Origin of the sequence: Kitasatospora sp. NPDC057692 (assembly GCF_042799475.1) — a bacterium.
Classification (GTDB): Bacteria; Actinomycetota; Actinomycetes; order Streptomycetales; family Streptomycetaceae; genus Kitasatospora.
The window spans coordinates 1-23,372 of record NZ_JBHVIV010000086.1 but is presented as its reverse complement, the minus strand read 5'-3'; the positions used below and the strand labels follow the sequence as shown (position 1 = coordinate 23,372).

Annotated in this window: 16 protein-coding genes; 10 read left to right on the top strand and 6 right to left on the bottom strand. The window is 72.9% G+C overall.

Going from position 1 to position 23,372, the window contains the following annotated elements; translation table 11 throughout:
- Positions 1-29: 29 nt before the first annotated feature.
- Both hpf and ACFVFS_RS33610 read left to right on the top strand, forming a co-directional pair.
- Positions 30-722, top strand: coding sequence for a ribosome hibernation-promoting factor, HPF/YfiA family (hpf, locus tag ACFVFS_RS33615; protein WP_380628663.1), 693 nt, complete (start codon positions 30-32; stop codon positions 720-722).
- Between the two features lie 195 nt (positions 723-917).
- On the top strand, positions 918-1,676 hold the full coding sequence (locus ACFVFS_RS33610; RefSeq protein ID WP_380628662.1) for a response regulator: 759 nt from the start codon (positions 918-920) through the stop codon (positions 1,674-1,676).
- A 41-nt stretch (positions 1,677-1,717) separates the two neighbouring features.
- Here the strand turns inward: ACFVFS_RS33610 and ACFVFS_RS33605 are convergent, their stop codons facing one another.
- Positions 1,718-2,902, bottom strand: a complete 1,185-nt coding sequence (locus ACFVFS_RS33605; RefSeq protein ID WP_380628661.1) for a winged helix-turn-helix domain-containing protein — start codon at positions 2,900-2,902, stop codon at positions 1,718-1,720.
- A gap of 96 nt (positions 2,903-2,998) precedes the next feature.
- Positions 2,999-3,583, bottom strand: a complete 585-nt coding sequence (locus tag ACFVFS_RS33600; RefSeq protein ID WP_380628660.1) for a GNAT family N-acetyltransferase — start codon at positions 3,581-3,583, stop codon at positions 2,999-3,001.
- Positions 3,584-3,834: 251 nt separating this feature from the next.
- Here ACFVFS_RS33600 and secA point away from each other — a divergent pair, with 251 nt between their 5' ends.
- Entirely contained in the window at positions 3,835-6,597 is a 2,763-nt protein-coding gene (gene secA / locus ACFVFS_RS33595) for a preprotein translocase subunit SecA (protein ID WP_380628659.1), read from the top strand.
- Between the two features lie 155 nt (positions 6,598-6,752).
- On the opposite strand, the gene ACFVFS_RS33590 is transcribed toward secA, so the two are convergent.
- Positions 6,753-7,232 (bottom strand): Rv3235 family protein, encoded by a 480-nt coding sequence (locus tag ACFVFS_RS33590; protein WP_380628658.1) that lies wholly within the window; start codon positions 7,230-7,232, stop codon positions 6,753-6,755.
- A gap of 418 nt (positions 7,233-7,650) precedes the next feature.
- Here ACFVFS_RS33590 and ACFVFS_RS33585 point away from each other — a divergent pair, with 418 nt between their 5' ends.
- The 5 genes from ACFVFS_RS33585 (at position 7,651) to ACFVFS_RS33565 (ending at position 17,227) form a co-directional block, all read left to right on the top strand.
- Positions 7,651-8,775 carry a patatin-like phospholipase family protein gene (locus ACFVFS_RS33585; protein WP_380628657.1) on the top strand — a complete coding sequence of 375 codons (1,125 nt, stop codon included), beginning with the start codon at positions 7,651-7,653 and terminating at the stop codon, positions 8,773-8,775.
- 119 nt (positions 8,776-8,894) lie between these two features.
- Positions 8,895-9,404: a DUF6912 family protein gene (locus tag ACFVFS_RS33580; RefSeq protein ID WP_380628656.1), complete on the top strand. Its 510-nt coding sequence runs from the start codon at positions 8,895-8,897 to the stop codon at positions 9,402-9,404.
- Positions 9,405-9,485: 81 nt separating this feature from the next.
- Positions 9,486-10,142, top strand: a complete 657-nt coding sequence (locus ACFVFS_RS33575; RefSeq protein ID WP_380628655.1) for an HAD family hydrolase — start codon at positions 9,486-9,488, stop codon at positions 10,140-10,142.
- A gap of 166 nt (positions 10,143-10,308) precedes the next feature.
- A complete protein-coding gene (pruA, locus tag ACFVFS_RS33570) occupies positions 10,309-11,934 on the top strand; it encodes an L-glutamate gamma-semialdehyde dehydrogenase (protein ID WP_380628671.1) in 1,626 nt (541 codons plus the stop codon).
- Between the two features lie 346 nt (positions 11,935-12,280).
- A complete protein-coding gene (locus tag ACFVFS_RS33565) occupies positions 12,281-17,227 on the top strand; it encodes an NAD-glutamate dehydrogenase (RefSeq protein WP_380628654.1) in 4,947 nt (1,648 codons plus the stop codon).
- 82 nt (positions 17,228-17,309) lie between these two features.
- On the opposite strand, the gene ACFVFS_RS33560 is transcribed toward ACFVFS_RS33565, so the two are convergent.
- Both ACFVFS_RS33560 and ACFVFS_RS33555 read right to left on the bottom strand, forming a co-directional pair.
- Positions 17,310-19,544, bottom strand: a complete 2,235-nt coding sequence (locus ACFVFS_RS33560; RefSeq protein WP_380628653.1) for a hypothetical protein — start codon at positions 19,542-19,544, stop codon at positions 17,310-17,312.
- A complete protein-coding gene (locus tag ACFVFS_RS33555; RefSeq protein ID WP_380628652.1) occupies positions 19,541-20,260 on the bottom strand; it encodes an ABC transporter ATP-binding protein in 720 nt (239 codons plus the stop codon). The genes ACFVFS_RS33560 and ACFVFS_RS33555 overlap by 4 nt, the downstream gene beginning before the upstream one ends.
- 248 nt (positions 20,261-20,508) lie before the next feature.
- Here ACFVFS_RS33555 and ACFVFS_RS33550 point away from each other — a divergent pair, with 248 nt between their 5' ends.
- Together ACFVFS_RS33550 and ACFVFS_RS33545 are read left to right on the top strand one after the other, a co-directional pair.
- Positions 20,509-21,138, top strand: a complete 630-nt coding sequence (locus tag ACFVFS_RS33550; protein WP_380628651.1) for an RNA polymerase sigma factor — start codon at positions 20,509-20,511, stop codon at positions 21,136-21,138.
- Positions 21,135-22,238 (top strand): CU044_5270 family protein, encoded by a 1,104-nt coding sequence (locus tag ACFVFS_RS33545; protein WP_380628650.1) that lies wholly within the window; start codon positions 21,135-21,137, stop codon positions 22,236-22,238. The genes ACFVFS_RS33550 and ACFVFS_RS33545 overlap by 4 nt, the downstream gene beginning before the upstream one ends.
- An 88-nt stretch (positions 22,239-22,326) precedes the next feature.
- On the opposite strand, the gene ACFVFS_RS33540 is transcribed toward ACFVFS_RS33545, so the two are convergent.
- The gene (locus ACFVFS_RS33540) at positions 22,327-23,109 is read right to left on the bottom strand and encodes a hypothetical protein (RefSeq protein ID WP_380628649.1); all 783 of its coding nucleotides are present in this window, start codon (positions 23,107-23,109) and stop codon (positions 22,327-22,329) included.
- Positions 23,110-23,372 lie beyond the last annotated feature (263 nt).

The following is a 23,372-nucleotide window of genomic DNA, read 5'->3' as shown; positions in this document are numbered from 1 at the left end:
GGCGACAGAACGAGGGATCGGAGTTCTGCGTGGACATCGTTGTCAAGGGCCGCAAGACCGAGGTGCCCAAGAGGTTCCGGGATCACGTGGCCGAGAAGCTGGAGAAGGTCCAGAAGTTCGACACCAAGGCGATCAGCCTCGATGTCGAGGTGTCCAAGGAACACAACCCGCGGCAGGCCGACCGGTCCGACCGCGTGGAGATCACTCTCCGTACCCGTGGTCCGGTGATCCGGGCCGAGGCCGCCGCCGCGGACCCCTACGCGGCGCTCGATCTGGCCTCGGCGAAGCTCGACGCCCAGCTGCGCAAGTCCGCGGACCGGCGTCGGGTCCACAAGGGCGGCAACGGCCGCACCCCGATCAGCGTCGCCGAGGCGACGGCGGCCCTGGCCGCGTTGCCCGAGCCGAAGCCGGCGGAGAGCGGCACCAACGGGGCCGTCCGCAAGACCATGATGGGAACCCTGGAAGTGGAGGGCGAAGGCCCGCTGGTGGTCCGGGAGAAGACGCACCCGGCCGCCCCGATGGCGCTCGACCAGGCGCTCTACGAGATGGAGCTGGTCGGTCACGACTTCTACCTCTTCGTGGAGAAGGACAGCGGCCTGCCGAGCGTCGTCTACCGCCGGCACGGTTACCACTACGGCGTGATCCACCTGAAGGCCGACGGCTCGACCGTCGAGGGTGGCGGCGCCGGTGGTGCGATCGGCGCGGGTGACGACGAGGACTGACCGTCCGAGCAGCACGGAAGGGTGACCCCGGTGGCCGATGCCGCCGGGGTCACCGGCGTTCCGGGGCCGGCCGGGCCGGTGCCGGGCCGCCGCGCAGGTCACCCGATGCGGGGCAATCGGCGCCGGAGGGTGACCGCAGGGCCCTCCGGCCGTGGAATGATTGGCGCACGACGACCGGCGACGGGGGAGGAGCGGATGGGGGATCACTTCGGGCTGGGGCCCGCAACGGGGCCGGTCGCGGGGGTGTCGCCCGGCCCGGGGGCGGAGCCCGAGTACGCCTCGCTCCGGCGGGAGCCGATCCGCGTCCTGGTGGTGGACGACCACGCGCTGTTCCGCCGCGGCCTGGAGATCGTGCTGGCCGAGGAGGAGGACATCACCGTCGTCGGCGAGGCCGGGGACGGCGCCGAGGCGGTGCTCAAGGCCGCCGACCTGCTGCCGGACATCATCCTCATGGACGTCAGGATGCCGCGCCGCAGCGGGATCGAGGCCTGCACCGCGATCAAGGACGTCGCGCCCAGCACCAAGATCATCATGCTGACGATAAGCGACGAGGAGGCCGACCTCTACGAGGCGATCAAGGCGGGTGCCACCGGGTACCTGCTCAAGGAGATCTCCACCGACGAGGTCGCCACCGCGATCCGCGCGGTCGCCGACGGGCAGTCCCAGATCAGCCCGTCGATGGCGTCCAAGCTGCTCACCGAGTTCAAGTCGATGATCCAGCGCCGGTCCGACGAGCGGGAGTTGGTGCCCGCGCCGCGGCTGACCGACCGCGAGCTGGAGGTGCTGAAGCTGGTGGCCACCGGGATGAACAACCGGGAGATCGCCAAGGAGCTGTTCATCAGCGAGAACACCGTGAAGAACCACGTGCGCAACATCCTGGAGAAGCTGCAGCTGCACTCCCGGATGGAGGCCGTGGTGTACGCGATGCGGGAGAAGATCCTCGAAATAGGGTGAGCGCGGGGCCCGTCGGGCCCCGCCCCCGCCCCCCGCCGTGCTCAGCCGAGCAGCTTCTCCAGTGCCGGGCGGAGCGCCTCGTCGTGCAGCGCCTCGACCCGGACGCCGTCGCAGCCCACCCAGTCGGCCGCCTCGCGCAGCGCCCCGGCGAGCGCCTCCAGGTGCCGGGGGGAGTCCAGCGAGACCTGACGGGCCACCAGCGTCCGCCCCTCGCGGGCCGGATCGACCCGGCCGACCAGCCGCCCGCCGGTCAGCAGCGGCATCGCGAAGTAGCCGTGCACCCGCTTGTGCTTGGGCGTGTAGGCCTCCAGCCGGTGGAGCATGCCGAAGATCCGCTCGGTGCGCGGGCGGTCCCAGATCAGCGAGTCGAACGGCGAGAGCAGCGTGGTGCGGTGGCGCCCGCGCGGCGCCGCGGCGAGCGCGGCCGGGTCGGCCCAGGCGGCGCCCGGGGAGCCGTCCGGGCCCCAGCCGGCCACCTGGACCGGGACCAGGCCGGACTCGGGCAGCGCCGCGTCCAGCTGCTCGGCGCGCAGCCGGTGGTAGTCCAGCAGGTCGGCCCGGGTGGCCACTCCGAGGGCCGCGCCGGACTGCGCGACCAGGGTGCGCAGGCACTCCGCGTCGTCCGGCTCGGCGGCGAACAGCTCGGCGGGGAGGGCCTGTTCGGCCAGCGCGTAGACGCGCTTCCAGCTGCGCCGCTCGGTGCAGACGACGTCGCCGAAGGCCAGCGCCCGCTCCACCGCGATCTTGGTGTCGGACCAGTCCCACCACTCGGCGGTCCGCTTGGCGCCGCCCAGTTCGGTGGAGGTGAGCGGTCCCTCGGCGCGCAGCCGGTCGAGCACGGTGCGGTAGGTGGCCGCGTCGACCTGCTTGCCCCAGACGTGGGCCTTGGCGCGGTAGTGGCGGCGCCGGAAGGCGAACAGCGGCCACTCCTCGACGGGCAGCACGCAGGCCGCGTGCGACCAGTACTCGAAGCTCGCGCCGGAGCCCCAGTACGCCGTCTCGACCGCCGGGCGGCCGACCGCGCCGAGCCGGGCGTACGGCACCAGTTCGTGGGAGCGGGCCAGCACCGAGATGGTGTCGAGCTGGACGGCGCCGAGCCGGCGCAGCACTCCGCGCACACCGCCGCGGCGGTCCGGGGCGCCGAGCAGTCCCTGGGCGCGCAGCGCGATCCGGCGGGCGTCGTCGGCGCCGAGGACGGTCACGGGGGCGGGGGTCGAGGCGGTCATGCCGGCGAGCCTAGACGGGGGCACCGACAGCGGGGCCGGGCCGCCCGGGGTCCGGGCGTTCGCCCGGGCCCGGCGGTCCGGCCGGCGCCCGGGCGCTCAGCCGGGGAGGTCGTCGGCGAGCAGCGAGGCGATCCAGGTGTCGAGGAACCGCCCGCGCTGCTCGGAGTACGAGCGCAGGGTGCCCTCGAAGCGGAAGCCGATCTTCTCGGCCACCGCCCGGGAGCCGTCGTTGCCCGTGTAGGCGAGCCACTCCAGCCGCCGCAGCCCGAGGTCCCGCAGGCCGTACCGGGCCACCGCGGCGGCGGCCTCCGCGGTGTACCCGCGGCCGCGGAACTCCTTCACGGCCCACCAGCCGACCTCGGCGGCGCCCGGGCGGCCGGGGCAGGCCACCAGCCCCTGGCTGCCGACCAGCGCGCCGGTCCCGCGCTCGAACACGCACCAGATCAGGTTCTCGCCGGTCCGCCGGCCCTCGGCGGCGAGCTCGTGGACGAAGTACTCGGCGTCCTGGCGGCGGTACGGCGACGGGACCACCGTCCAGCGCTGGATCTCCTCGTCCTGGCAGGCGGCGAAGACGGCGTCGACGTCCTCCTCGCGCGGGGCGCGCAGGACCAGGCGGTCGGTGGTGAGGACGACGGGATCCGCCGGCCGCGGCCCGCTGTGACTCTTCGGCTGCTCATCCATGGAGGGATTATTCCGTGCAGAGAGAATTCAGAGCATCCGATTAACGGATCGGCGCGTTCAACTGGCCGGACGTCCGCCCGGTTTGCCCCGCTGCGAGGCGCTATCGTCGGAAGTGCTCGCGCGGGTGACACGGGAATACCGTGCTGACGCACCTCCCGGGGCATTGGGCTCCTCGCATACGATGGCCCGTGCGGTGGGGTGGATCCGCCGTGCAGTCGTCCAGTGCCAATACAGGCAAGGAGCCCGCTCACGTGTCCGTCTTCGACAAGATCCTGCGCGCCGGCGAAGGCAAGGTCCTTCGCAAGCTGCAGCGGATTGCCGCCCAGGTCAACTCCATCGAAGAGGACTTCGTCAACCTCACCGACGCCGAGCTGCGCGCACTGACCGACGAGTACAAGCAGCGCCTTGCCGACGGCGAGACCCTGGACGACATCCTCCCCGAGGCGTTCGCCACCGTCCGCGAGGCCGCCAAGCGCGTGCTCGGCCAGCGGCACTACGACGTCCAGCTCATGGGCGGCGCGGCGCTGCACCTCGGCTACGTCGCCGAGATGCGCACCGGTGAGGGCAAGACCCTGGTCGGCACGCTGCCCGCGTACCTGAACGCGCTGACCGGCAAGGGCGTGCACCTCATCACGGTCAACGACTACCTCGCCGAGCGCGACTCGGAGTGGATGGGCCGGGTGCACCGCTTCCTCGGCCTCGAGGTCGGCGTGATCCTCGGGAACATGACGCCCGCCGAGCGCAAGCGCCAGTACGGGATGGACATCACGTACGGCACCAACAACGAGTTCGGCTTCGACTACCTGCGCGACAACATGGCCTGGTCGAAGGACGAACTGGTCCAGCGCGGCCACAACTTCGCGGTGGTCGACGAGGTCGACTCGATCCTCATCGACGAGGCCCGCACCCCGCTGATCATCTCCGGCCCCGCGGACCAGGCGACCAAGTGGTACGCCGACTTCGCCAAGCTGGTGCTGCGCCTGAAGATCGACCGCGACTACGAGGTCGACGAGAAGAAGCGCACCGTCGGCATCCTGGAGGAGGGCGTCACCCGGGTCGAGGACTACCTCGGCATCGACAACCTCTACGAGTCGGTGAACACCCCGCTGGTCGGCTTCCTGAACAACGCCATCAAGGCGAAGGAGCTGTACAAGGCGGACAAGGACTACGTCGTCATGAACGGCGAAGTCATGATCGTCGACGAGCACACCGGCCGCATCCTGGCCGGCCGCCGCTACAACGAGGGCATGCACCAGGCGATCGAGGCCAAGGAGGGGGTGGAGGTCCAGAACGAGAACCAGACCCTGGCCACCATCACCCTCCAGAACTTCTTCCGCCTGTACGACAAGCTCGCCGGCATGACCGGTACCGGCACCACCGAGGCGGCCGAGTTCCACCAGATCTACAAGCTCGGCGTGGTGCCGATCCCGACCAACAAGACGCCGCTGCGCCTCGACCAGCCCGACCTGATCTACAAGTCGGAGCCGGCCAAGTTCGCCGCCGTGGTCGAGGACATCGCCGAGAAGCACGAGAAGGGCCAGCCGGTGCTGGTCGGCACCGTGTCGGTCGAGAAGTCCGAGTACCTGTCGCAGGAGCTGCGCAAGCGCGGCATCCCGCACGAGGTGCTGAACGCCAAGCACCACGAGCGCGAGGCGCAGATCGTCGCCCAGGCCGGCCGCAAGGGCGCCGTCACCGTCGCCACCAACATGGCCGGCCGCGGTACCGACATCATGCTCGGCGGCAACGCCGACCACCTCGCGGCCGCCGAACTGGCCCAGCGCGGGCTCTCCGCGGTGGACACCCCAGAGGAGTACGAGGCCGCGTTCCCGGCCGCCCTGGAGAAGGCCAAGGCCGCGGTGAAGGCGGAGCAGGACGAGGTCAAGGAGGCCGGCGGCCTCTACGTCCTCGGCACCGAGCGCCACGAGTCCCGCCGGATCGACAACCAGCTGCGCGGCCGCTCCGGCCGTCAGGGCGACCCGGGCGAGTCCCGCTTCTACCTGTCGCTGGGCGACGACCTGATGCGCCTCTTCAAGGCCGGCATGGTCGAGCGCGTGCTCTCGATGGCCAACGTGCCCGAGGACGTGCCGATCGAGTCGAAGATGGTCACCCGGGCCATCGCCTCCGCGCAGACCCAGGTCGAGCAGCAGAACTTCGAGATCCGCAAGAACGTCCTCAAGTACGACGAGGTGCTGAACCGCCAGCGCGAGGTCATCTACGGCGAGCGCCGCCGGGTGCTGGAGGGCGAGGACCTCCAGGAGCAGGTCGGCCACTTCATGGACGACACCGTCGAGGCGTACGTCCGGGCCGCCACCGGCGAGGGCTTCGAGGACGACTGGGACCTCGAGAAGCTCTGGACCGCGCTCAAGCAGCTCTACCCGGTGACCCTGGACCTGGGGGACCTGGAGGAGGAGGCCGGCGGCACCGCGGGCCTCACCCCGGAGTTCCTCACCAAGGTGGTCCAGGAGGACGTCCAGGCGCAGTACGGCGCCCGCGAGGACCAGCTCGGCACCGAGATCATGCGCGAGCTGGAGCGCCGGGTCGTCCTGTCGGTGCTGGACCGCCGCTGGCGCGAGCACCTCTACGAGATGGACTACCTCCAGGAGGGCATCGGCCTGCGGGCCATGGCGCAGCGCGACCCGCTGGTCGAGTACCAGCGCGAGGGCTTCGACATGTTCACCGCGATGATGGAGGGCATCAAGGAGGAGTCCGTCGGCTACCTGTTCAACCTGGAGGTCCAGGTCGAGCAGCAGGTCGAGGAGGTCCCAGTGGCCGACGCCGAGGTCATGCTCGACAAGCTGGAGAAGGACGCCGCCCGCCCGGAGATCAAGGCCAAGGGCCTGGAGGCCCCCAAGCCGCAGCGGCTGCACTACACGGCCCCCTCGGACGAGGTCGGCGGCGGTGTGGTCGAGGGCGACTTCGAGGACCTCGGGGCGGAGGACGAGGGCGACGGGCTGACCCGCGCCGAGCGCCGCAAGGCCGCCAAGTCGGCCAAGGGCCGTCGCCGCAAGGGCTGAGCCCGGGCAGGCGGCCGGTCCGGACTCCGGACCGGCCCGCCGCCGGACAGGGCGCCGCTCCCGTACGGGGGCGGCGCCCCGCGTCGTTTCCGGGGCCGTCAGGGCCGCCGGGGCCGCTGGTGCGGTCGGGGGCGGCAGCGGGGCGCGGTCGGCGGTCACCGGGCCTCCACGGCGGTGCACTGCCACTGGCCCGAGGGGCCGCGCGGCTCCAGCCGGAACGCCACCATGTGGTGCCGCGGGCCCAGGTCGACCCGGACACAGGCCTCGACGGCGTCCGGCGAGGGCGAGCGGTCGTGCACCGGGCCGAGCCGGGGCCGGACGCCGGCGGACGTCCGGCGCAGGGTGCCGGCCCGGACCAGGGCGGCGAGCTGGCCGTAGCAGGCCAGCGTGGTGTGGCGCTGCAGCTGGCCGGACGGCCGGGCGCCGGTGAGCACCTCCACCAGCCGGTGGGCGAACCGGGTGCTGAGGCCGTCCGGCGGTGCCTGGGCGGGGGCGCAGGCGGCCCGGGGGTGGCGGGGCCGGCGCGGGGGCGCCGGGTGGTGGTCCCGGGCGGTGCCGCGCGGGCGGTACGGGCGCGCGGAGAGCACGGCGGGCGGGGCGAGCGGTGGCGCGGAGCGGTTCGGGCACGGGGTCATGGGCCTTCCTCGGGGGCGGTCGGCGGTCGGCGGTCGGCGATCGATGGTTGGCGGTCGGTGGTCGGGCGCGGGGCGACGAGCGGTGGTACGGGTGCGGACGGGTCCTTGCTAGTGGTCGCCCGCCGACGGCGGCAACGGGTTTGCGACGGGCTTCCGGGCGGCTTCGAAGTTCACCTATCCGGGTGAGTCGGCCCGTGCGGCGGCAGGCCTCCGGACACCCCGGCGGGCACCGGGTTGACGCGCCGGGGAGGCCGGGACGGCCCGAAAGGGGACGGTCCGTTGGCCAGGACGGGCGTTGCGCCCCAGGCCGGTCCGCGCGCAGGATCGAAGGCCGGGCCGTACGCCTCGCGGGGCGTCCGCCCGGCACCGCGGCACCGCAGCAGCACCACCACCGCCCCGACGACGACAGGCGGCCGGTATGACGACATGGGTATCCGGGGCGCGCCCGGCACCGCCCTCGGCCGGGGGCACTCCCCGGCGGGGCCTGGTCCTGGGCGGCGGGGGCGTGCTCGGGGCCGCCTGGACGGTCGGCGCGCTGCGCGCCGTCGAGGAGGCGACCGGCCGGCCGCCGGGCGACGCGGAGGTGCTGCTCGGCACCTCGGCGGGCGCCATCCTCGGCGCGCTGCTCGCCGGCGGGGCGGACACCGGTCAGCTCCGCGACCACCAGCGGGGCCTGCCGGTCTCGGCCGGGCCGCTGGCCGGGATCGACTTCGACTACGACACGGCGGTCGGCGGCGCGCTGCCGCCGCGGCCCCGGGCCGGCATCGGCTCGCCCGGCCTGCTGCGGGACGCCGTCCGGCACCCGCGCACGTACCCCTGGCTCACCCTGGTCTCGGCGATGGCGCCGCACGGCCGGGGCTCGCTGGCCTCGGTCGGCGCGCTGGTCGGCGGCCTGTTCGACGGCGCGGACGGTGCGGGGCCCGGCGGAGGGCCGGGGGCGACGAGGGGGTGGCCGGAGGGCTCGGCGCTGCGGGTCGTCGCGGTGGACTACCGCGGCGGCCGCCGGGTGGTCTTCGGCGACCCCGGCGCCCCGCCCGCCCGGGTCGACGAGGCGGTGATGGCCTCCTGCGCGATCCCCGGCTGGTTCGCGCCCGTCCCGGTCGGCGGCACCGAGTACGTGGACGGCGGCTGCTGGTCGGCCACCAACACCGACCTGCTGCTGGACCGGGGCCTCGACGAGGTGTACGTGCTCGCCCCGATGGCGCTGCGGCCCGACCCGGTAGGGCGCCCGGAGACCGACGGCGGCGCGTCCGCCGTCGAGAGCGCCCGGCGCGTGCGGCACCGCTTGCACGCCCCGCGCGAGCGGAACCGTCCGAGCGGGGTGCTCGCCCAGTTGGTCGCCCGCTACCGCCGGACGGTGACCCGCCGGCTGCTGCAGGAGGCCCGGCTGCTGCGGGCGAGCGGCGTACGGGTCCACCTGCTCGCCCCGACCCCCGCCGACCTGGCGGTGATGGGCCCCAACATGATGGACCCGGCCCGCCGCGGAGCGGTCCTGGAGAGCGCGCTGGAGACCTGCCGCCGCTCCCTGGAGAGCGCGCGCTGACCGCCTCCGCGGGGACGGCCCGCCCGGCCGGGAGCGAACGGGTGATCACGGCCGGCCGTCCGGCGCTTATTCTGGGGCGCTGGAAGCTGTGCCGCTGGACGAACCGGAGAGTGCCACCGATGCGCGTGTACGTGCCCACCACCCTGACCGGCCTGGCGGCGGCGCACCCGGGCGGCGCGCTGGAGCAGTCCGCGGCGTACGCCGTGACGCCCGCGCTGCGCGAGTGGTACGTCAGCGACGACCTGGAGGAGCTGGAGTACGCGGCCCTGAACCGGGCCGCCCAGTCCTCGCTGCGCCTGCTGGCCGCCGAACCCGCCGCCCCGCGCCGCCGCGTCGTCGTGGCGCTCGACATCGCCGACTCGGCGGTGAAGCCGTTCCCCGGCGACGAGTACCAGGACCAGGCCTCGCTCGGCCGGGTGGTGCTGGCCGGCCCGGTGCGGCTCGCCAAGGCGGCCTCGGTGCACGCGGACCCCTCCGACGCGGACGTGGTGGCCGATGTGGCGGCGGCCGTCGAGGCGGTGGCGGCCGCGGACGCGGGCGACCAGGACGCCCAGTTCACCGTGGACGGCGCCGAGGACCACGACCTGCTCTGGTTCGCCACCCAGGAGATCGCCGCCCTGCTCGCCTGAGCGGCCGCGGCGGGGCCGGTGCGCGGGCGGCGTGAGCCCCGTCCTACCGGTCCGGCGACGCCCGGCGCTACCGTTCAACGCGTGCGCACTCATATCGTCTGGGACTGGAACGGAACGCTCTTCCACGACATGGAGGCGGTGCTCGGAGCGAGCAACGCCGCCTTCGCGACCATCGGCGTGGGCCCGATGACGCTGCAGGAGTACCGCGAGCAGTACGAGATCCCGATCCCCCGGTTCTACCAGCGCCTGCTCGGCCGGATGCCCTCCGACGCCGAGTGGCAGCGCCTGGACGACGCGTTCCACGACCGCTACCGCCTGCTGAGCCCCGCCTGCGGCCTCACCGACGGCGCCCGCGAGCTGCTGGACGGCTGGCGGGCGGCCGGACGCAGCCAGTCGCTGCTGTCCATGTACGAGCACGACCGGCTGCTGCCGGTGGTCGAGGGCTTCGGCCTGACCGGCCAGTTCCTGCGGGTGGACGGGCGCAGCGGCCCGGCCGGCGGACAGAAGGCCGAGCACCTGGTCCGGCACCTGGCGGCGCTCGGCGAGCAGGTGGACCCGGGCCGCACGGTGCTGATCGGCGACGCGGCGGACGACGCGCTGGCCGCGCTGAACGCGGGCGCCCACGCGGTGCTGTACACCGGCGGCTCGCACACCCGGGAGAAGCTGGAGCCGGTCGGCGTGCCGGTGGTGGACACCCTGGCGGAGGCGGTGGAGCTGGCCGGCCGGCTCGCCGGCTGAGACGCCCGCGGGGGCCGCGCACGGCGCCCGGCGTGGCGCGGACCACGTCCACCGTTGGCGTGTCCGGACGGGCGGAGCGGCCCGCCGCTGGTCAGGCTGGACGGGTGCCGGGCCCGTCGTCGGAACGGGTCGGCCGCCGTGACGAGGAGCGGAGCCCGCCATGCCCATCGACGCAGTCACCCAGGTCCCGGTCCCGGGCAACGAGCCGGTGCTCGGCTACGCGCCCGGCAGCCCGGAGCGGGAGCGTCTGGTGCGCCGGCTGGACGAGCTGGCGGCCGAGCAGGTCCCGCTGCCGATGACCATCGGCGGCGAGCAGCGGTTCGGCGGCGGCGAGCGGATCGACGTCGTCCAGCCGCACCACCACGCGGCCAAGCTGGGCGTCCTCGGCAACGCCACCCGGGAGGACGCCCGGGCCGCGGTGGACGCCGCGCTGGCGGCCGGGCGGGAGTGGCGGGCGCTGTCCTTCGACGACCGGGCGGCGGTGTTCCTGCGCGCCGCCGACCTGCTGGCCGGGCCGTGGCGCGAGACGCTCAACGCGGCCACCATGCTCGGGCAGTCCAAGACGGCGCAGCAGGCGGAGATCGACTCGGCCTGCGAGCTGATCGACTTCTGGCGCTGGAACGCGCACTTCGCCCGGCAGATCCTGGCCGACCAGCCGGTCTCCTCGCCGGGGGTGTGGAACCGTACCGACCACCGCCCGCTGGAGGGCTTCGTCTACGCGATCACCCCGTTCAACTTCACCGCGATCGCCGGAAACCTGCCGACCGCGCCCGCGCTGATGGGCAACACGGTGGTGTGGAAGCCCGCGCCGACCCAGACGCTGGCCGCGCACCACCTGATGCGGCTGCTGGAGGCGGCGGGCCTGCCGCCCGGCGTGGTCAACCTGGTCACCGGCGACGGGCAGCAGCTGTCCGCGGTGGCGCTCGCCGACCCGGCCCTGGCCGGACTGCACTTCACCGGCTCCACCGCGACCTTCCGCTCGCTCTGGCAGACCATCGGCGCCAACATCGGCGGCTACAAGGCGTACCCGCGGATCGTCGGCGAGACCGGCGGCAAGGACTTCCTGCTGGCGCACCGCTCGGCCGACCCGGAGATCCTCAAGGCGGCCCTGATCCGCGGCGCCTTCGAGTACCAGGGCCAGAAGTGCTCGGCGCTCTCCCGCGCCTACCTGCCGCGCAGTCTCTGGCAGCGGATCAAGGACGACCTCCTGGCCGAGGTGGACGCGCTGGCCGTCGGCGACGTCACCGACCTGTCGAACTTCATGGGCGCGCTGATCGACCGGCGCGCGTTCGAGAAGAACCGGGACGCCATCGACCGGGCCAAGGCCGACCCGACGGTGGAGCTGGCGGCCGGCGGCCAGTACGACGACGCGATCGGCTGGTTCGTCCGTCCGACCGTGCTGGTCTCCTCGGACTTCCGCAACGAGATGTTCCGCACCGAGTACTTCGGCCCGATCCTGGCCGTCCACGTCTACGAGGACTCCCGCTGGGACGACGTGCTCGGCCGGGTCGACGCGGGCGCGCCGTACGGGCTGACCGGCTCGGTGGTCGCCCAGGACCGCTACGCGATCGCGCAGGCGGTGGAGGCGCTGCGGTTCGCCGCCGGGAACTTCTACATCAACGACAAGCCGACCGGCGCCGTCGTCGGCCAGCAGCCCTTCGGCGGCGGCCGGGCGTCGGGCACCAACGACAAGGCGGGCGCCGCGCAGAACCTGCTGCGCTGGACCTCGGCCCGGTCGATCAAGGAGACGTTCGTCCCGCCGACCACGCACGTTCATCCGCACATGGGCTGAGCGTCCACGCTCCGCACACGGACCGCGCACGGCACTTCGTACGAACTTTCGGCTTTCGGCGCAAACCGGCAGGCTGATTGGACAAGCTGTCCAGGACAGCCCGGTCTTCCTGCAGGTTTGCGCCTGCTTGTCCCCTGACACCTTCGATTGATCCCGTTAGGCTGGCTGGCGTCGTCGGGTGGCTCCGCAGGCCGAACGTCTCGTCCTACCCGCTGCAGAGGTGTTTCATGCGCGCCATGGGCCCTTTTCAGCAGGGCGGTGCGGCAGGATTGCGGGAGACCCCCGGCGGTGCGAAGCGAGACCACCACCGAGTCACGCAACGGCGCGCGACAGGAGCCAAGAAGTCATGCAGACCAAGCTGGACGCAGCCAAGGCCGAACTGCTCAGGAAGGCAGCAGCAGCCGCTGAGAACAGCCAGGTGGGGGGAGCGGCGCCGGGGGAGGGACTGAGCAACGGCGCTCTGTCCGCTTACCTGCACCACTACTACCTCCACACCGCGCCCGAGGACCTGGTCGACCGCGACCCGGTCGACGTCTACGGCGCGGCCGCCTCGCACTACCGCCTGGGCCTCAAGCGCCCGCAGGGCACCGCCGAGGTGCGGGTGCACACCCCCTCGGTCGAGGAGAACGGCTGGTCCTGCGGCCACACCGTGGTCGAGGTCGTCACCGACGACATGCCGTTCCTGGTCGACTCGGTCACCAACGAGCTGTCCCGCCAGGACCGCGCGATCCACATCGTCATCCACCCCCAGCTGGTCGTCCGCCGTGACATCACCGGCAAGCTGCTGGAGATCCTCGACGTCGACGCCTGCGCCCGCAGCCAGGCCGCCGGCACCGAGCTGCCGGCCGACGCGACCGTCGAGTCGTGGATGCACATCGAGGTCGACCGCGAGACCGACCGCGACGACCTGCGCGAGATCGAGACCAACCTGCGCCGGGTGCTCGGCGACGTCCGCGAGGTCGTCGAGGACTGGACCAAGATGCGCGACTCCGCGCTGCGGCTGGCCGACGAACTCGCCGAGCAGCCCCCGGTCGGCCTGGCCGAGCAGGAGGTCGGCGAGGCCTGGGAGCTGATGCGCTGGCTCGCCGACGACCACTTCACCTTCCTCGGCTACCGCGAGTACGACCTCGTCGAGCACGACGGCGAGGAGGTCCTGCGGGCCGTCGCCGGCACCGGCCTCGGCATCCTGCGCTCCGACCCGGTCACCCGCGACGAGCAGCACCACGCCGTCAGCGAGGCCTTCGGCCGGCTCTCCGCGCCGGTGCGCGCCAAGGCCCACGAGAAGAAGCTGCTGGTCCTCACCAAGGCCAACAGCCGCGCCACCGTGCACCGCCCCTCCTACCTCGACTACGTCGGCGTGAAGAAGTTCGACGCCAACGGCGAGGTCGTCGGCGAGCGCCGCTTCCTGGGCCTGTTCTCGGCCGCCGCGTACACCGAGTCGGTCAGCCGCATCCCGGTGGTCCGCCGCAAGGTCCAGGACGTCATCGCCGACTCCGGCTTCTCCACCGAGAGCCACGACGGCCGCGACCTGCTGCAGATCCTGGAGACCTTCCCCCGGGACGAGATCTTCCAGACCCAGGCCGACGAGCTGCTCCAGATCGCCACCAGCGTCCTCTACCTGCAGGAGCGTCGCCGGCTGCGGCTGTTCCTGCGCCAGGACGAGTACGGGCGCTACTTCTCCGCGCTGGTCTACCTGCCGCGCGACCGCTACACCACCCGCATCCGGCTGCGCCTCATGGACATCCTGATGCAGGAGCTCAACGGCGCCTCGATCGACTACACGGTCTGGTCGACGGAGTCGGTGCTGACCCGTCTGCACTTCGTCGTCCGGGTCACCCCCGGCAGCGAGCTGCCGCAGCTGACCGACGCCGAGGTCGAGCGGATCGAGGCCAAGCTGGCCGAGGCCGCCCGGTTCTGGATGGACGGCTTCAACGACCAGCTGCACGTCGAGCTGGGCGAGGAGCGGGCGGCCGAGCTGTCCCGCAAGTACGCCAACGCCTTCCCCGACGGCTACCGCGCCGACTTCACCGCGCGCACCGCCGTGGCCGACCTCAAGCAGATCGAGTCGCTGCACGGCGAGGGCGACTTCCGGCTCAACCTCTACCAGCCGGTCGGCGCGGGCGACGACGAGCGCCGCTTCAAGATCTACCGGGTGGGCGGCCCGATCTCGCTCACCGAGGTGCTGCCGGTCCTCCAGCGGCTGGGCGTCGAGGTGCTCGACGAGCACCCGTACGCGCTGACCCGCTCCGACCACACCACCGCCTGGGTCTACGACTTCGGCCTGCGGCTGCGCGAGGCCGTGGAGCTGACCGACGAGGCCCGCGAGCGCTTCCAGGAGACCTTCGCCGCCACCTGGACCGGCAAGGCCGAGAACGACGGCTTCAACGAGCTGGTCCTGACCGCCGGGCTGACCTGGCGCCAGGCGATGATGCTGCGCGCGTACGCCAAGTACCTGCGCCAGGCGGGCTCCACGTTCTCCCAGGACTACATGGAGGACGCGCTCCGCAACAACACCCACACCACCCGCCTGCTGGTGAACCTCTTCGAGGCCAGGCTGAGCCCCAGCCACCAGCGGGGCGCGCTGGAGCTGACCGAGGGCATCCTGGAGGAGCTGGCCGGCGCGCTGGACGAGGTCGTCTCGCTGGACGAGGACCGCATCCTGCGCTCCTTCCTGCACCTCATCAAGGCCACCCTGCGGACCAACTTCTTCCAGCACGACGGCTCGGGCGCGTGGCACTCCTACGTGTCGATGAAGTTCGACCCGCAGGCCATCCCGGACCTTCCGGCCCCGCGCCCGGCGTTCGAGATCTGGGTCTACTCGCCGCAGGTCGAGGGCGTGCACCTGCGCTTCGGCAAGGTCGCCCGCGGCGGTCTGCGCTGGTCCGACCGGCGTGAGGACTTCCGCACCGAGATCCTCGGCCTGGTCAAGGCGCAGATGGTGAAGAACACCGTCATCGTGCCGGTCGGCGCCAAGGGCGGTTTCGTCGCCAAGCAGCTGCCGGACCCGTCGGTCGACCGCGACGCCTGGCTGGCCGAGGGCATCTCGTCCTACAAGACGTTCATCTCGGCGCTGCTGGACATCACCGACAACCTGGTCGCCGGCGAGGTCGTCCACCCCGCCGACGTGGTCCGCCACGACGAGGACGACACCTACCTGGTCGTCGCCGCCGACAAGGGCACCGCGACCTTCTCCGACATCGCCAACGGTGTCGCCGAGTCCTACGGCTTCTGGCTGGGCGACGCGTTCGCCTCCGGCGGCTCGGCCGGCTACGACCACAAGGGCATGGGCATCACCGCCCGCGGCGCCTGGGAGTCGGTCAAACGCAACTTCCGCGAGCTGGGCCACGACACCCAGACCGAGGACTTCACCGCCGTCGGCATCGGCGACATGTCCGGTGACGTCTTCGGCAACGGCATGCTGCTCAGCGAGCACATCCGCCTGGTCGCCGCCTTCGACCACCGCCACATCTTCCTCGACCCCAACCCGGACGCGGCCGTCTCCTACGCCGAGCGCCGCCGCCTCTTCGAGCTGCCCCGCAGCTCCTGGGACGACTACGACAAGTCGCTGATCTCGGCGGGCGGCGGCGTCTTCCCGCGCAGTGCCAAGTCGATCCAGCTGTCGCCGCAGGTCCGGGCCGTGCTCGGGGTCTCCGACACCCGGCTCACCCCCGCCGAACTGATGAAGGCCGTCCTCCAGGCGCCGGTCGACCTGTTCTGGAACGGCGGCATCGGCACCTACGTCAAGGCCTCCACCGAGACCAACGCCGAGGTCGGCGACAAGGCCAACGACGCCATCCGCGTCAACGGCGAGCAGGTCCGCGCCCGCGTCGTCGGCGAGGGCGGCAACCTCGGCTGCACCCAGCTCGGCCGCATCGAGTACGCCTCCTCCGGCGGCCCCGAGGGCGCCGGCGGCTGGATCAACACCGACGCCATCGACAACTCGGCCGGCGTGGACACCTCGGACCACGAGGTCAACATCAAGATCCTGCTCAACCAGGTGGTCGCCGACGGCGACATGACGGTCAAGCAGCGCAACACCCTGCTCGCCGAGATGACGGACGAGGTCGGCCACCTCGTGCTGCGCAACAACTACGCGCAGAACGTGGTGCTGGCCAACGCGGTCGCCCAGGCGCACAGCATGGTCAACGTCCACTCCCGGATGATCAACCGCCTGGAGTCGGGCGGACAGCTCGACCGGGCCCTGGAGTACCTGCCCACCGAGCGGCAGATCCGCGAGCGCCAGCAGAACGGCCGGGGCCTGTCCCAGCCCGAGATGTCGGTGCTGCTCGCCTACACCAAGATCACCCTGGCCGACGAGCTGCTCGCCACCGAGCTGCCCGACGACCCGTTCTTCCGCACCGCGCTGCACGACTACTTCCCGAGCGCGCTGCGGGCCCGGTTCGCCGAGCAGATCGACCGGCACCCGCTGCGCCGCGAGATCATCACCACGCTGATCGTCAACGACACGATCAACCGCGGCGGCTGCACCTTCGCCTTCCGCCTGAAGGAGGAGACCGGGGCCACCTACGAGGAGGTCGCCCGGACCCACACCGCCGCCCGGGCCGTCTTCGGCCTGGAGGAGATCTGGGCCGAGATCGCGGGCCTGGACAACCGGGTCCCGGCCCGGGCGCAGACCAAGATGAGGCTGCACGCCCGCCGCCTCGTCGAGCGCGCCACCCGGTGGATGCTCAACAACCGGCGCCAGCCGCTGGACATCGCCGGCACCATCGAGTTCTTCCACGACCGGGTCAACCAGGTCTGGGGCTCGCTGCCCAAGCCGCTGCGCGGCGACGACCTCGTCTGGTTCGAGAAGGTCTACAACGAGCTCACCGAGGCCGGCGTCCCGGAGCAGCTCGCCACCCGGATCGCGGGCCTGTCCTCGACCTTCCCGACCCTGGACATCACCGAGGTCGCGGACCGTTCCGGCAAGGACGTCGCCCAGGTCGCCGAGCTCTACTACGACCTCGCCGACCGTCTCCAGATCACCCACCTGCTCGACCGCATCATCGAGCTGCCCCGCACCGACCGCTGGTCGTCCATGGCCCGCGCCGCCATCCGCGAGGACCTCTTCGCGGCCCACGCGGCGCTGACCGCCGACATCCTGGCCTGCGGCCCCGACGGCGCGGCCCCCGAGGAGCGCTACACCGCCTGGGCGGACCTCAACTCCACCCTGCTGAACCGCGCCAAGAGCACCCTCGACGACATAAGGGGTTCGGACAACTACGAGCTGTCCAGCCTCTCCGTCGCGATGCGCGTCATCCGCACCCTGCTCCGCACGGGCTCGATGCGCTGACAGCCGGCCGAAGCCCTGAACGGCGGGCCCGCGTCCCCGGTGGACGCGGGCCCGCCGTTCCCGTTTCCGGGGGACTGCCCGGTCAGTCCGCCCGGGGACGCCAGGCGGCCGCCTGCCCCGCCGCGACCCGGCCGCAGACCAGGGCGACGGCGGTACCCGAGGCGGCGACCACGCCGAGCCCCAGCGCGAGCAGCGGGAGGGACATCGACCCGCCCTTGCCGAGGTTGATCAGCAGTCGGCCGAGGAGTCCCGCGACCAGGGCTCCCGCCACCCCGACGGCGCCCAGCGGAAGGGCGAGGTTCCAGAACGCGATGCCGCTGTAGAACCGGCGGTCGGTGCGGAACGCCGCGAGCGGACCGAGTGCCCTGGCCTGTTCGAGGAAGATTCCGGCGGCGCCCAGTGTCCCCGCCAGGGCCAGGGCCAGCAGACCGAGCAGCGCGACGTCGAGCAGCCAGCGGACCTGGGCGGCCTGCGCCGCGGTGCCGAGCATCCAGGACTGTCCGGGCCGGTAGGTCATCGGCCCGATCAGGTGCGCGTAGGCGGCCTGCTCGATCGCGGACACCCCCGCCTCCCCGTCGCGGTTGAGGACCAGGAATCCGTGGAGCGCCAGATCGCCGCCGGCCGCGGAGGCGGCACAGCCGCAGACGGTCGCCACCGGCGCGCTGACCATCTCGTCGCCCAGCAGGATCTGGCGGCCGAGCGGCGTCAGGCTCTCGAAGGCCTCCTCGGGCGGGACGGGACCGGGCGGGCACGCCCTCAGCCGCCCCAGTTCGGCGAGCCCTTCGCACCGGCCGGTGAGGCCGACCCGCGGGGTCCCGTCGTCCGCACCGGTCTGCGGGGAGTAGCGCAGGGTGCGCGACGCGCCCGCCGCGGCGACGAACCCTTCGGCGGTGGCGGGGATGTTGCGGGCCCTGACCTGCACCAGCGAGGCGCCGGACTGCTCGAACCGCTGCCGGGCCTGCTCCGCGGGCCCGGTGAACTGGGTGGTCAGCACCTGGCCGATGGTGATCATGCCGAGCCCCACCAGCAGGGCCGCGCTGAGTCGGGCGAGGGTGGCCGGCCGCGAGGCCAGCCAGCGCCCCGCGATCAACCGGCCGGCGTCGCCCTTCGCCGCACCCCGGTCGGCGAGCCTGCGGCCCAGCAGACGGGACAGCCGGGCGGCCGTGTGCGGAAGGGCGATCAGCGTCACCGCGGCGCCGATCACGAACCCGCTCCGGCCCTCGACGCCCCGGGCGTTCGAGCCCCAGGCGGCCACCGCGAGCCCGGCGCCGAACACCACCGGGGCCCAGCGGGCCGGGGTGGGCGGCACCCGGCCCGGCCGGGTGCCGGTGCGCCTCGGCCGGCGGATGCCCGCCGCCACGACGACCAGGAGCAGCAGCGCGAACACGCCGAACAGGGCGAACGGCAGGAGCGGCAGGCCGGACCGGAGGTCCTCCGACCAGACCGGATAGCCGGTGAAGGGAAGCGTCGGAGAGGTCAGGGAGATACCGGCGATCAGACCGGCGCCGATGCCGAGGCCGGCCAGGAGCGGCAGTGCGGCCTCCCCGGCGAGGACCAGGGCCCGGACACCGGTCGGTGCCCCGAGCGCGTCCAGCATGGACAGACGCCGGTCGCGGGACTCGGACTGGCTGCGGACCGCCACCAGGACCAGGGCGCCGCAGGGGAGCCCGGCCATCAGGAGCAGCAGGATGTGCAGTTCGGCGAGGCCCCGGTCGAACTGGTGGCTGGTGACGAAGAAGAACACCCGGTCCGGGTTGCCGAAGCCGCCGATGTAGGAGTTCTCCTCGCTGACCTCGGCGAAGAAGGACTCCCGGGGCGGGTTGAGGTACGCGATCAACTCGGCGCCGTCGGCCAGGCCTTCGTGCGCGACCGTCCCGGCGAGCCTCCCGTAACGGCTCGCCATGGCCGGGTCCGCGGCGAGCAGTGCCGGGGAGAGGTAGGCCTCGCCCGGCTCGGGCCAGCGGGGAAGGCCGGGCGGCGGCGCGGCGTCCTGGCGGAGCGGCCGGACGTGGATCACGGAGACGGCCCGTCCGGCGATGCTGTCCGGACGCTCCCACCAGCGCGCCACGGCCGAGGCGTGCCCGGCCGCGCCGACCGGAACGGGGTTCCTGGCGGTCATGCGCTGGTCGCGTGCCTCGTGCACCACGGCCGAGCCGACCACCGTCCATGCGGTGAGCAGCGCGATCACGGCCGCACAGAACAGCGAGGCCCGGTGCATCGTGCCGGCCCGCCCGCGCCCGGCGCGGCGGCCGATCGCCAGGGTGAGGCGCAGCCGACCGGGGCCTCCGGCGCCGGGGGCGGTGGCGGTGCGGGTCACCGCGCCGCCTCCGCGTCGGCACCCGGTGCCCGGTCGGCCGTGCGCAGGCGTCCGTCGGCCATCACCATGACCTGATCGGCTCGTGCCGCCACCGCCGGGTTGTGGGTGACGACGACGAGGGCGCAGCCGTACGTGGAGGGCAGGGAGAAGAGGAGGTCCGCCACCGAGGCCGAGGCCTTGCCGTCCAGCGCCCCGGTCGGCTCGTCCGCCAGGACGACCTGGGGGTGTCCGATCAACGCCCTCGCCACGGCGACGCGTTGGCGCTCGCCCCCGGAGAGTGAGCCGGTCTCCGTGGACAGGGAGGCCTCGATTCCGAGGCCGCCGAGCAGTTCGGTGCCGCGCGCGTAGGCCTCCTGCTTCGACAGGCCCGCGAGCAGGGCGGGCAGCACCGTGTTCTCCAGCGGGCTGAGTTCGGGGAGGAGTTCGCCGAACTGGTAGATCATTCCGACGCTGCGCAGGCGCAGTGCCGCGCGCCGCCCGGCGGCGACGGCCGTCATGTCCTGGCCCGCGATCCGGATCGAGCCCCGGGTCGGCCGGAGCAGTCCGGCGAGCAGGCTCAGCAGGGTGCTCTTGCCGCAGCCGCTCGGCCCGGTCACCGCGACGCTCCGTCCGGGCTCGACTCTCAGCTCCACCGCGCGCAGCAGCACCCGTTTCGCGACCTCGTAGTGGAGGTCGCTCGTCTCGATCCCGCCGAACGCGGTCTCACTCGGACCCAATGTCCGCTCCCCATCGCTCGCAGCGTGCTCGAAGCCGGACCAGGAGGCTCCACTGGACCGCCACTGCGGTGCTTGGCATTCCGTGTGCGATCTCATGGTGGGATGATCCTGTCACCCGGTTCGGCGGTTCCGCAGATGAACTTCGGCATGCCGGCCGTGTTTTCAGGTTACTCGGGAGACGGGGCCGCCTCGGTGCGGTTGGCCGTGCGCGGGGCGGAACCGGTCCGGTGCTGCGGACAGGGGGAGGTGTGGAACTGTCGCAGCGGGGACGGATACGGGATGGCGATCAGTGGGCGTTCGGGGAGCTGTTCGACGAGACGGCGGGTGATCTGTACCGCTACGCCGTGCGGGCCACCGGGGACTGGGCGGTGGCGGAGGACGTCGTCCAGCTGACCTTCCTGGAGGGGTGGCGGCTGCGGCACCGGCTGCGCGACGACGACGGGGCGGTGCGGCCCTGGCTGTTCGGGATCGCCGCGAACGTCCTGCGGAACACCGCCCGGGCGGCGCGCCGGCACCGGGCGGCGATGGAGCGGCTGCCGCACCGGGAGACGGTTCCGGACTTCGCCGACGAGCTGGTGGGGCGGCTGGACGACAGCGCCCAGCTGGCCGCCGCCCGGCGGGCGCTCGGCCGGTTGCGGAAGGCCGAGCGGGAGGTGTTCGGGCTCTGTGTGTGGGCGGGCCTGGACTACGCGAGCGCGGCCGAGGCCCTGGGGGTGCCGATCGGCACGGTGCGTTCACGGCTCTCGCGCGCCCGGACCAAGCTCCGCGCGCTCGCCGAGGAGGAATTGAGGAACGGGCGGGAACTGCGCCAGGGCCCCGGACAGGTACGGGTTGGCCGCGTCGAAGCGGCCCGGTCGATACGGGAGACGAACCGATGAACGAGGACGAACGCGCCGAGCTGGACCGGCTGGTGCCGGGCCCGGCGAGGCCCGAGCTCTCCGCCGACCGCCACCGGTTGTTGAGGGGACATCTGATGAGTGAGATCCGGGAGACGAACCCCGCGCGGGCCCGTCGCGGCAGGCTCGGCTGGGTGGCGGTGCCCGCCCTGGCGGGTGGACTGGCGCTGGCGCTGGTGCTGACCAACGGGGGCGGTGACGGTACACCGGCGCCGCAGCAGCAGGCCCAGCAGCAGGTCCAGGGGGGCCCGCAGGCTCCGCAGCAGGAGACCACGACGCTGAACGCCGCCCCGGTCGGCGCCGTTCAGCTGCTGACCCAGGCCGCCGACAGCGCGGCCGGCAAGCCCGACCCGAAGCCCGGCAAGAACCAGTTCGTCTACATCGACAGCCTGGTCGCCTTCGCCGGCACCAACCTGGCCACCGGCGAGACGAAGGTCGACAAGCCGCACCGCCGCCAGATCTGGCTCTCGGTGGACGGCAGCCAGTGGGGCGTGCTGAAGGAGGAGGGCTTGGGCGCCAAGGGCCCCAAGGCCGGCGAGGCCGAGGCCGAGGCCGGCAAGGAGGGCGCGGACAAGCGTCCCGCGCCGCGCACCGACGGCGGACTGTGGCTCGACCCGAGCAAGAAGCCGAGCCTGGGCGCACCGACCTACAACTACCTGGCTGCGCTGCCGACCGACCCGGACGCGCTGCTGAAGAAGATCTACGCCGAGACCAAGGGCCAGGGCCGCACGCCGGACCAGGAGGCCTTCGTGACCATCGGGGACCTGCTGCGCGAGCAGATCGCCCCGCCGGCGGTCAGCGCCGCGCTCTACCGGGCTGCGGCGAAGATCCCCGGGGTCACCGTGGTCGACGACTCCGTGGACGCCGCGGGCCGCCACGGCGTCGCGGTGGCGCACGTGGACAGCGGCATCCGGAGCGAGTGGATCTTCGACCCGAAGACCCACGAGTTCCTGGGCGAGCGCGAGGTCGTCGTCGGCGAGACCGGCCTGGGCAAGCCGGGCGAGGTGGTCGGCCACTCGGCGGTGCAGAGCCGCTCGATCACCAGCCAGCCGGGCGAGGAGCCCGCGCGGCAGAACGCCTGATCACCCGATGAACGAAGCTGTGGGGCCCGGTGCAAGCGGGCCCCACAGCCGCTTCGGGTACCTCGATGCTACGGCGCGGCGGGGCCGATCAGGCCGCCGCGCGGGGTTCGGGAATCGGCCCGCGCCCGCGGAGGGCCGCGCGGGCGCGGGCCGCGCCGGTGGCGGTCGTCGTCGTCGATGCGGGGGCTCTTGGGGCTCTCGGGGCGGGGGCGGCGGGTGGAGCCTCGGCGTGCGGGGGCGGGAGTTTGCGGCGGAGGCGGTCGCGGAGGATCGCGACGGGTGAGTGCAGGGGCGTGGGCAGGCCGGGCAGCAGGGCGTGGGCCAGATCGGCCGCGGTACTGCCGCGTTCGAGCCACTGGCCGACGAGGGGTGCGAGTGCCTGCGCCTCGGGCTCGCCGAGGCGCAGGCGCGGTTCGGGCCGGATCGCGCGGAAGAGCGCCGCCACCGCCGCCCGGGTCTGCTCGTCGGGCAACTCGGCGGGGAGGGTGGGTACTTCTTCCGGGTTCTTTCCAGGAAGGGCGTCAGGGCGGCCGGTGTCCCGTCCACCGGCGACCGGACGGGCGGCACCCGGTGGCCCGAGCTGCGGGACGTCGAAGACATGGGCCTCGGAGCGGATGGTCCCGTCGGGCAGCCGGACGCGAACGACCCGGTAGTACCCGGCGTCGGTGAGTTCCTTGAGCGCCCGCCGGACGGCGCCACGGCCCTGGACGCTGGTGTCCGCCATGTGTCGGCCGTCCTCGCGCCAACCGTCGGGGCGGGAGAGGAGATCGGCGAGCAGTCCGCGAGCGGTGTAGCTGAGGCGACGGTCCTGCAACAGGCCGTTGGGAAGCACGGTGAACGAGCGCGCGTGGGCGCTACGATGAATCTGCATCTGGAGGTCTTGCTCCTGGTGCCAGGCCCCGGGGTGTTGGTAGCACCGCCGGGGTCCTCTATGTTCTGTTGATAATGCGGAACGTAGCACATCCACCACGCAGCGTGCGAAGCGCTGGTGAGAATGCCTCAGATCGGCTCACATACCGGCGCCCCCGCCCGACTGCTGGGCGGTTTCTAACGGTCCTCGCAACACCTGATGGCTTACGTGGTCGTCAGTAGATCACGCAGGCGCTCGGCTGGGGTTCTCCAGCCGAGCGTTTT

Bases quoted from the DNA above. Each gene is read 5' to 3' on its own strand.
- ACFVFS_RS33610 (WP_380628662.1), top strand. From the start codon at position 918: ATGGGGGATCACTTCGGGCTGGGGCCCGCAACGGGGCCGGTCGCGGGG.
- ACFVFS_RS33605 (WP_380628661.1), bottom strand. From the start codon at position 2,902: ATGACCGCCTCGACCCCCGCCCCCGTGACCGTCCTCGGCGCCGACGAC.
- ACFVFS_RS33600 (WP_380628660.1), bottom strand. From the start codon at position 3,583: ATGGATGAGCAGCCGAAGAGTCACAGCGGGCCGCGGCCGGCGGATCCC.
- ACFVFS_RS33590 (WP_380628658.1), bottom strand. From the start codon at position 7,232: ATGACCCCGTGCCCGAACCGCTCCGCGCCACCGCTCGCCCCGCCCGCC.
- ACFVFS_RS33585 (WP_380628657.1), top strand. From the start codon at position 7,651: ATGACGACATGGGTATCCGGGGCGCGCCCGGCACCGCCCTCGGCCGGG.
- ACFVFS_RS33580 (WP_380628656.1), top strand. From the start codon at position 8,895: ATGCGCGTGTACGTGCCCACCACCCTGACCGGCCTGGCGGCGGCGCAC.
- ACFVFS_RS33565 (WP_380628654.1), top strand. From the start codon at position 12,281: ATGCAGACCAAGCTGGACGCAGCCAAGGCCGAACTGCTCAGGAAGGCA.
- ACFVFS_RS33545 (WP_380628650.1), top strand. From the start codon at position 21,135: ATGAACGAGGACGAACGCGCCGAGCTGGACCGGCTGGTGCCGGGCCCG.
- ACFVFS_RS33540 (WP_380628649.1), bottom strand. From the start codon at position 23,109: ATGCAGATTCATCGTAGCGCCCACGCGCGCTCGTTCACCGTGCTTCCC.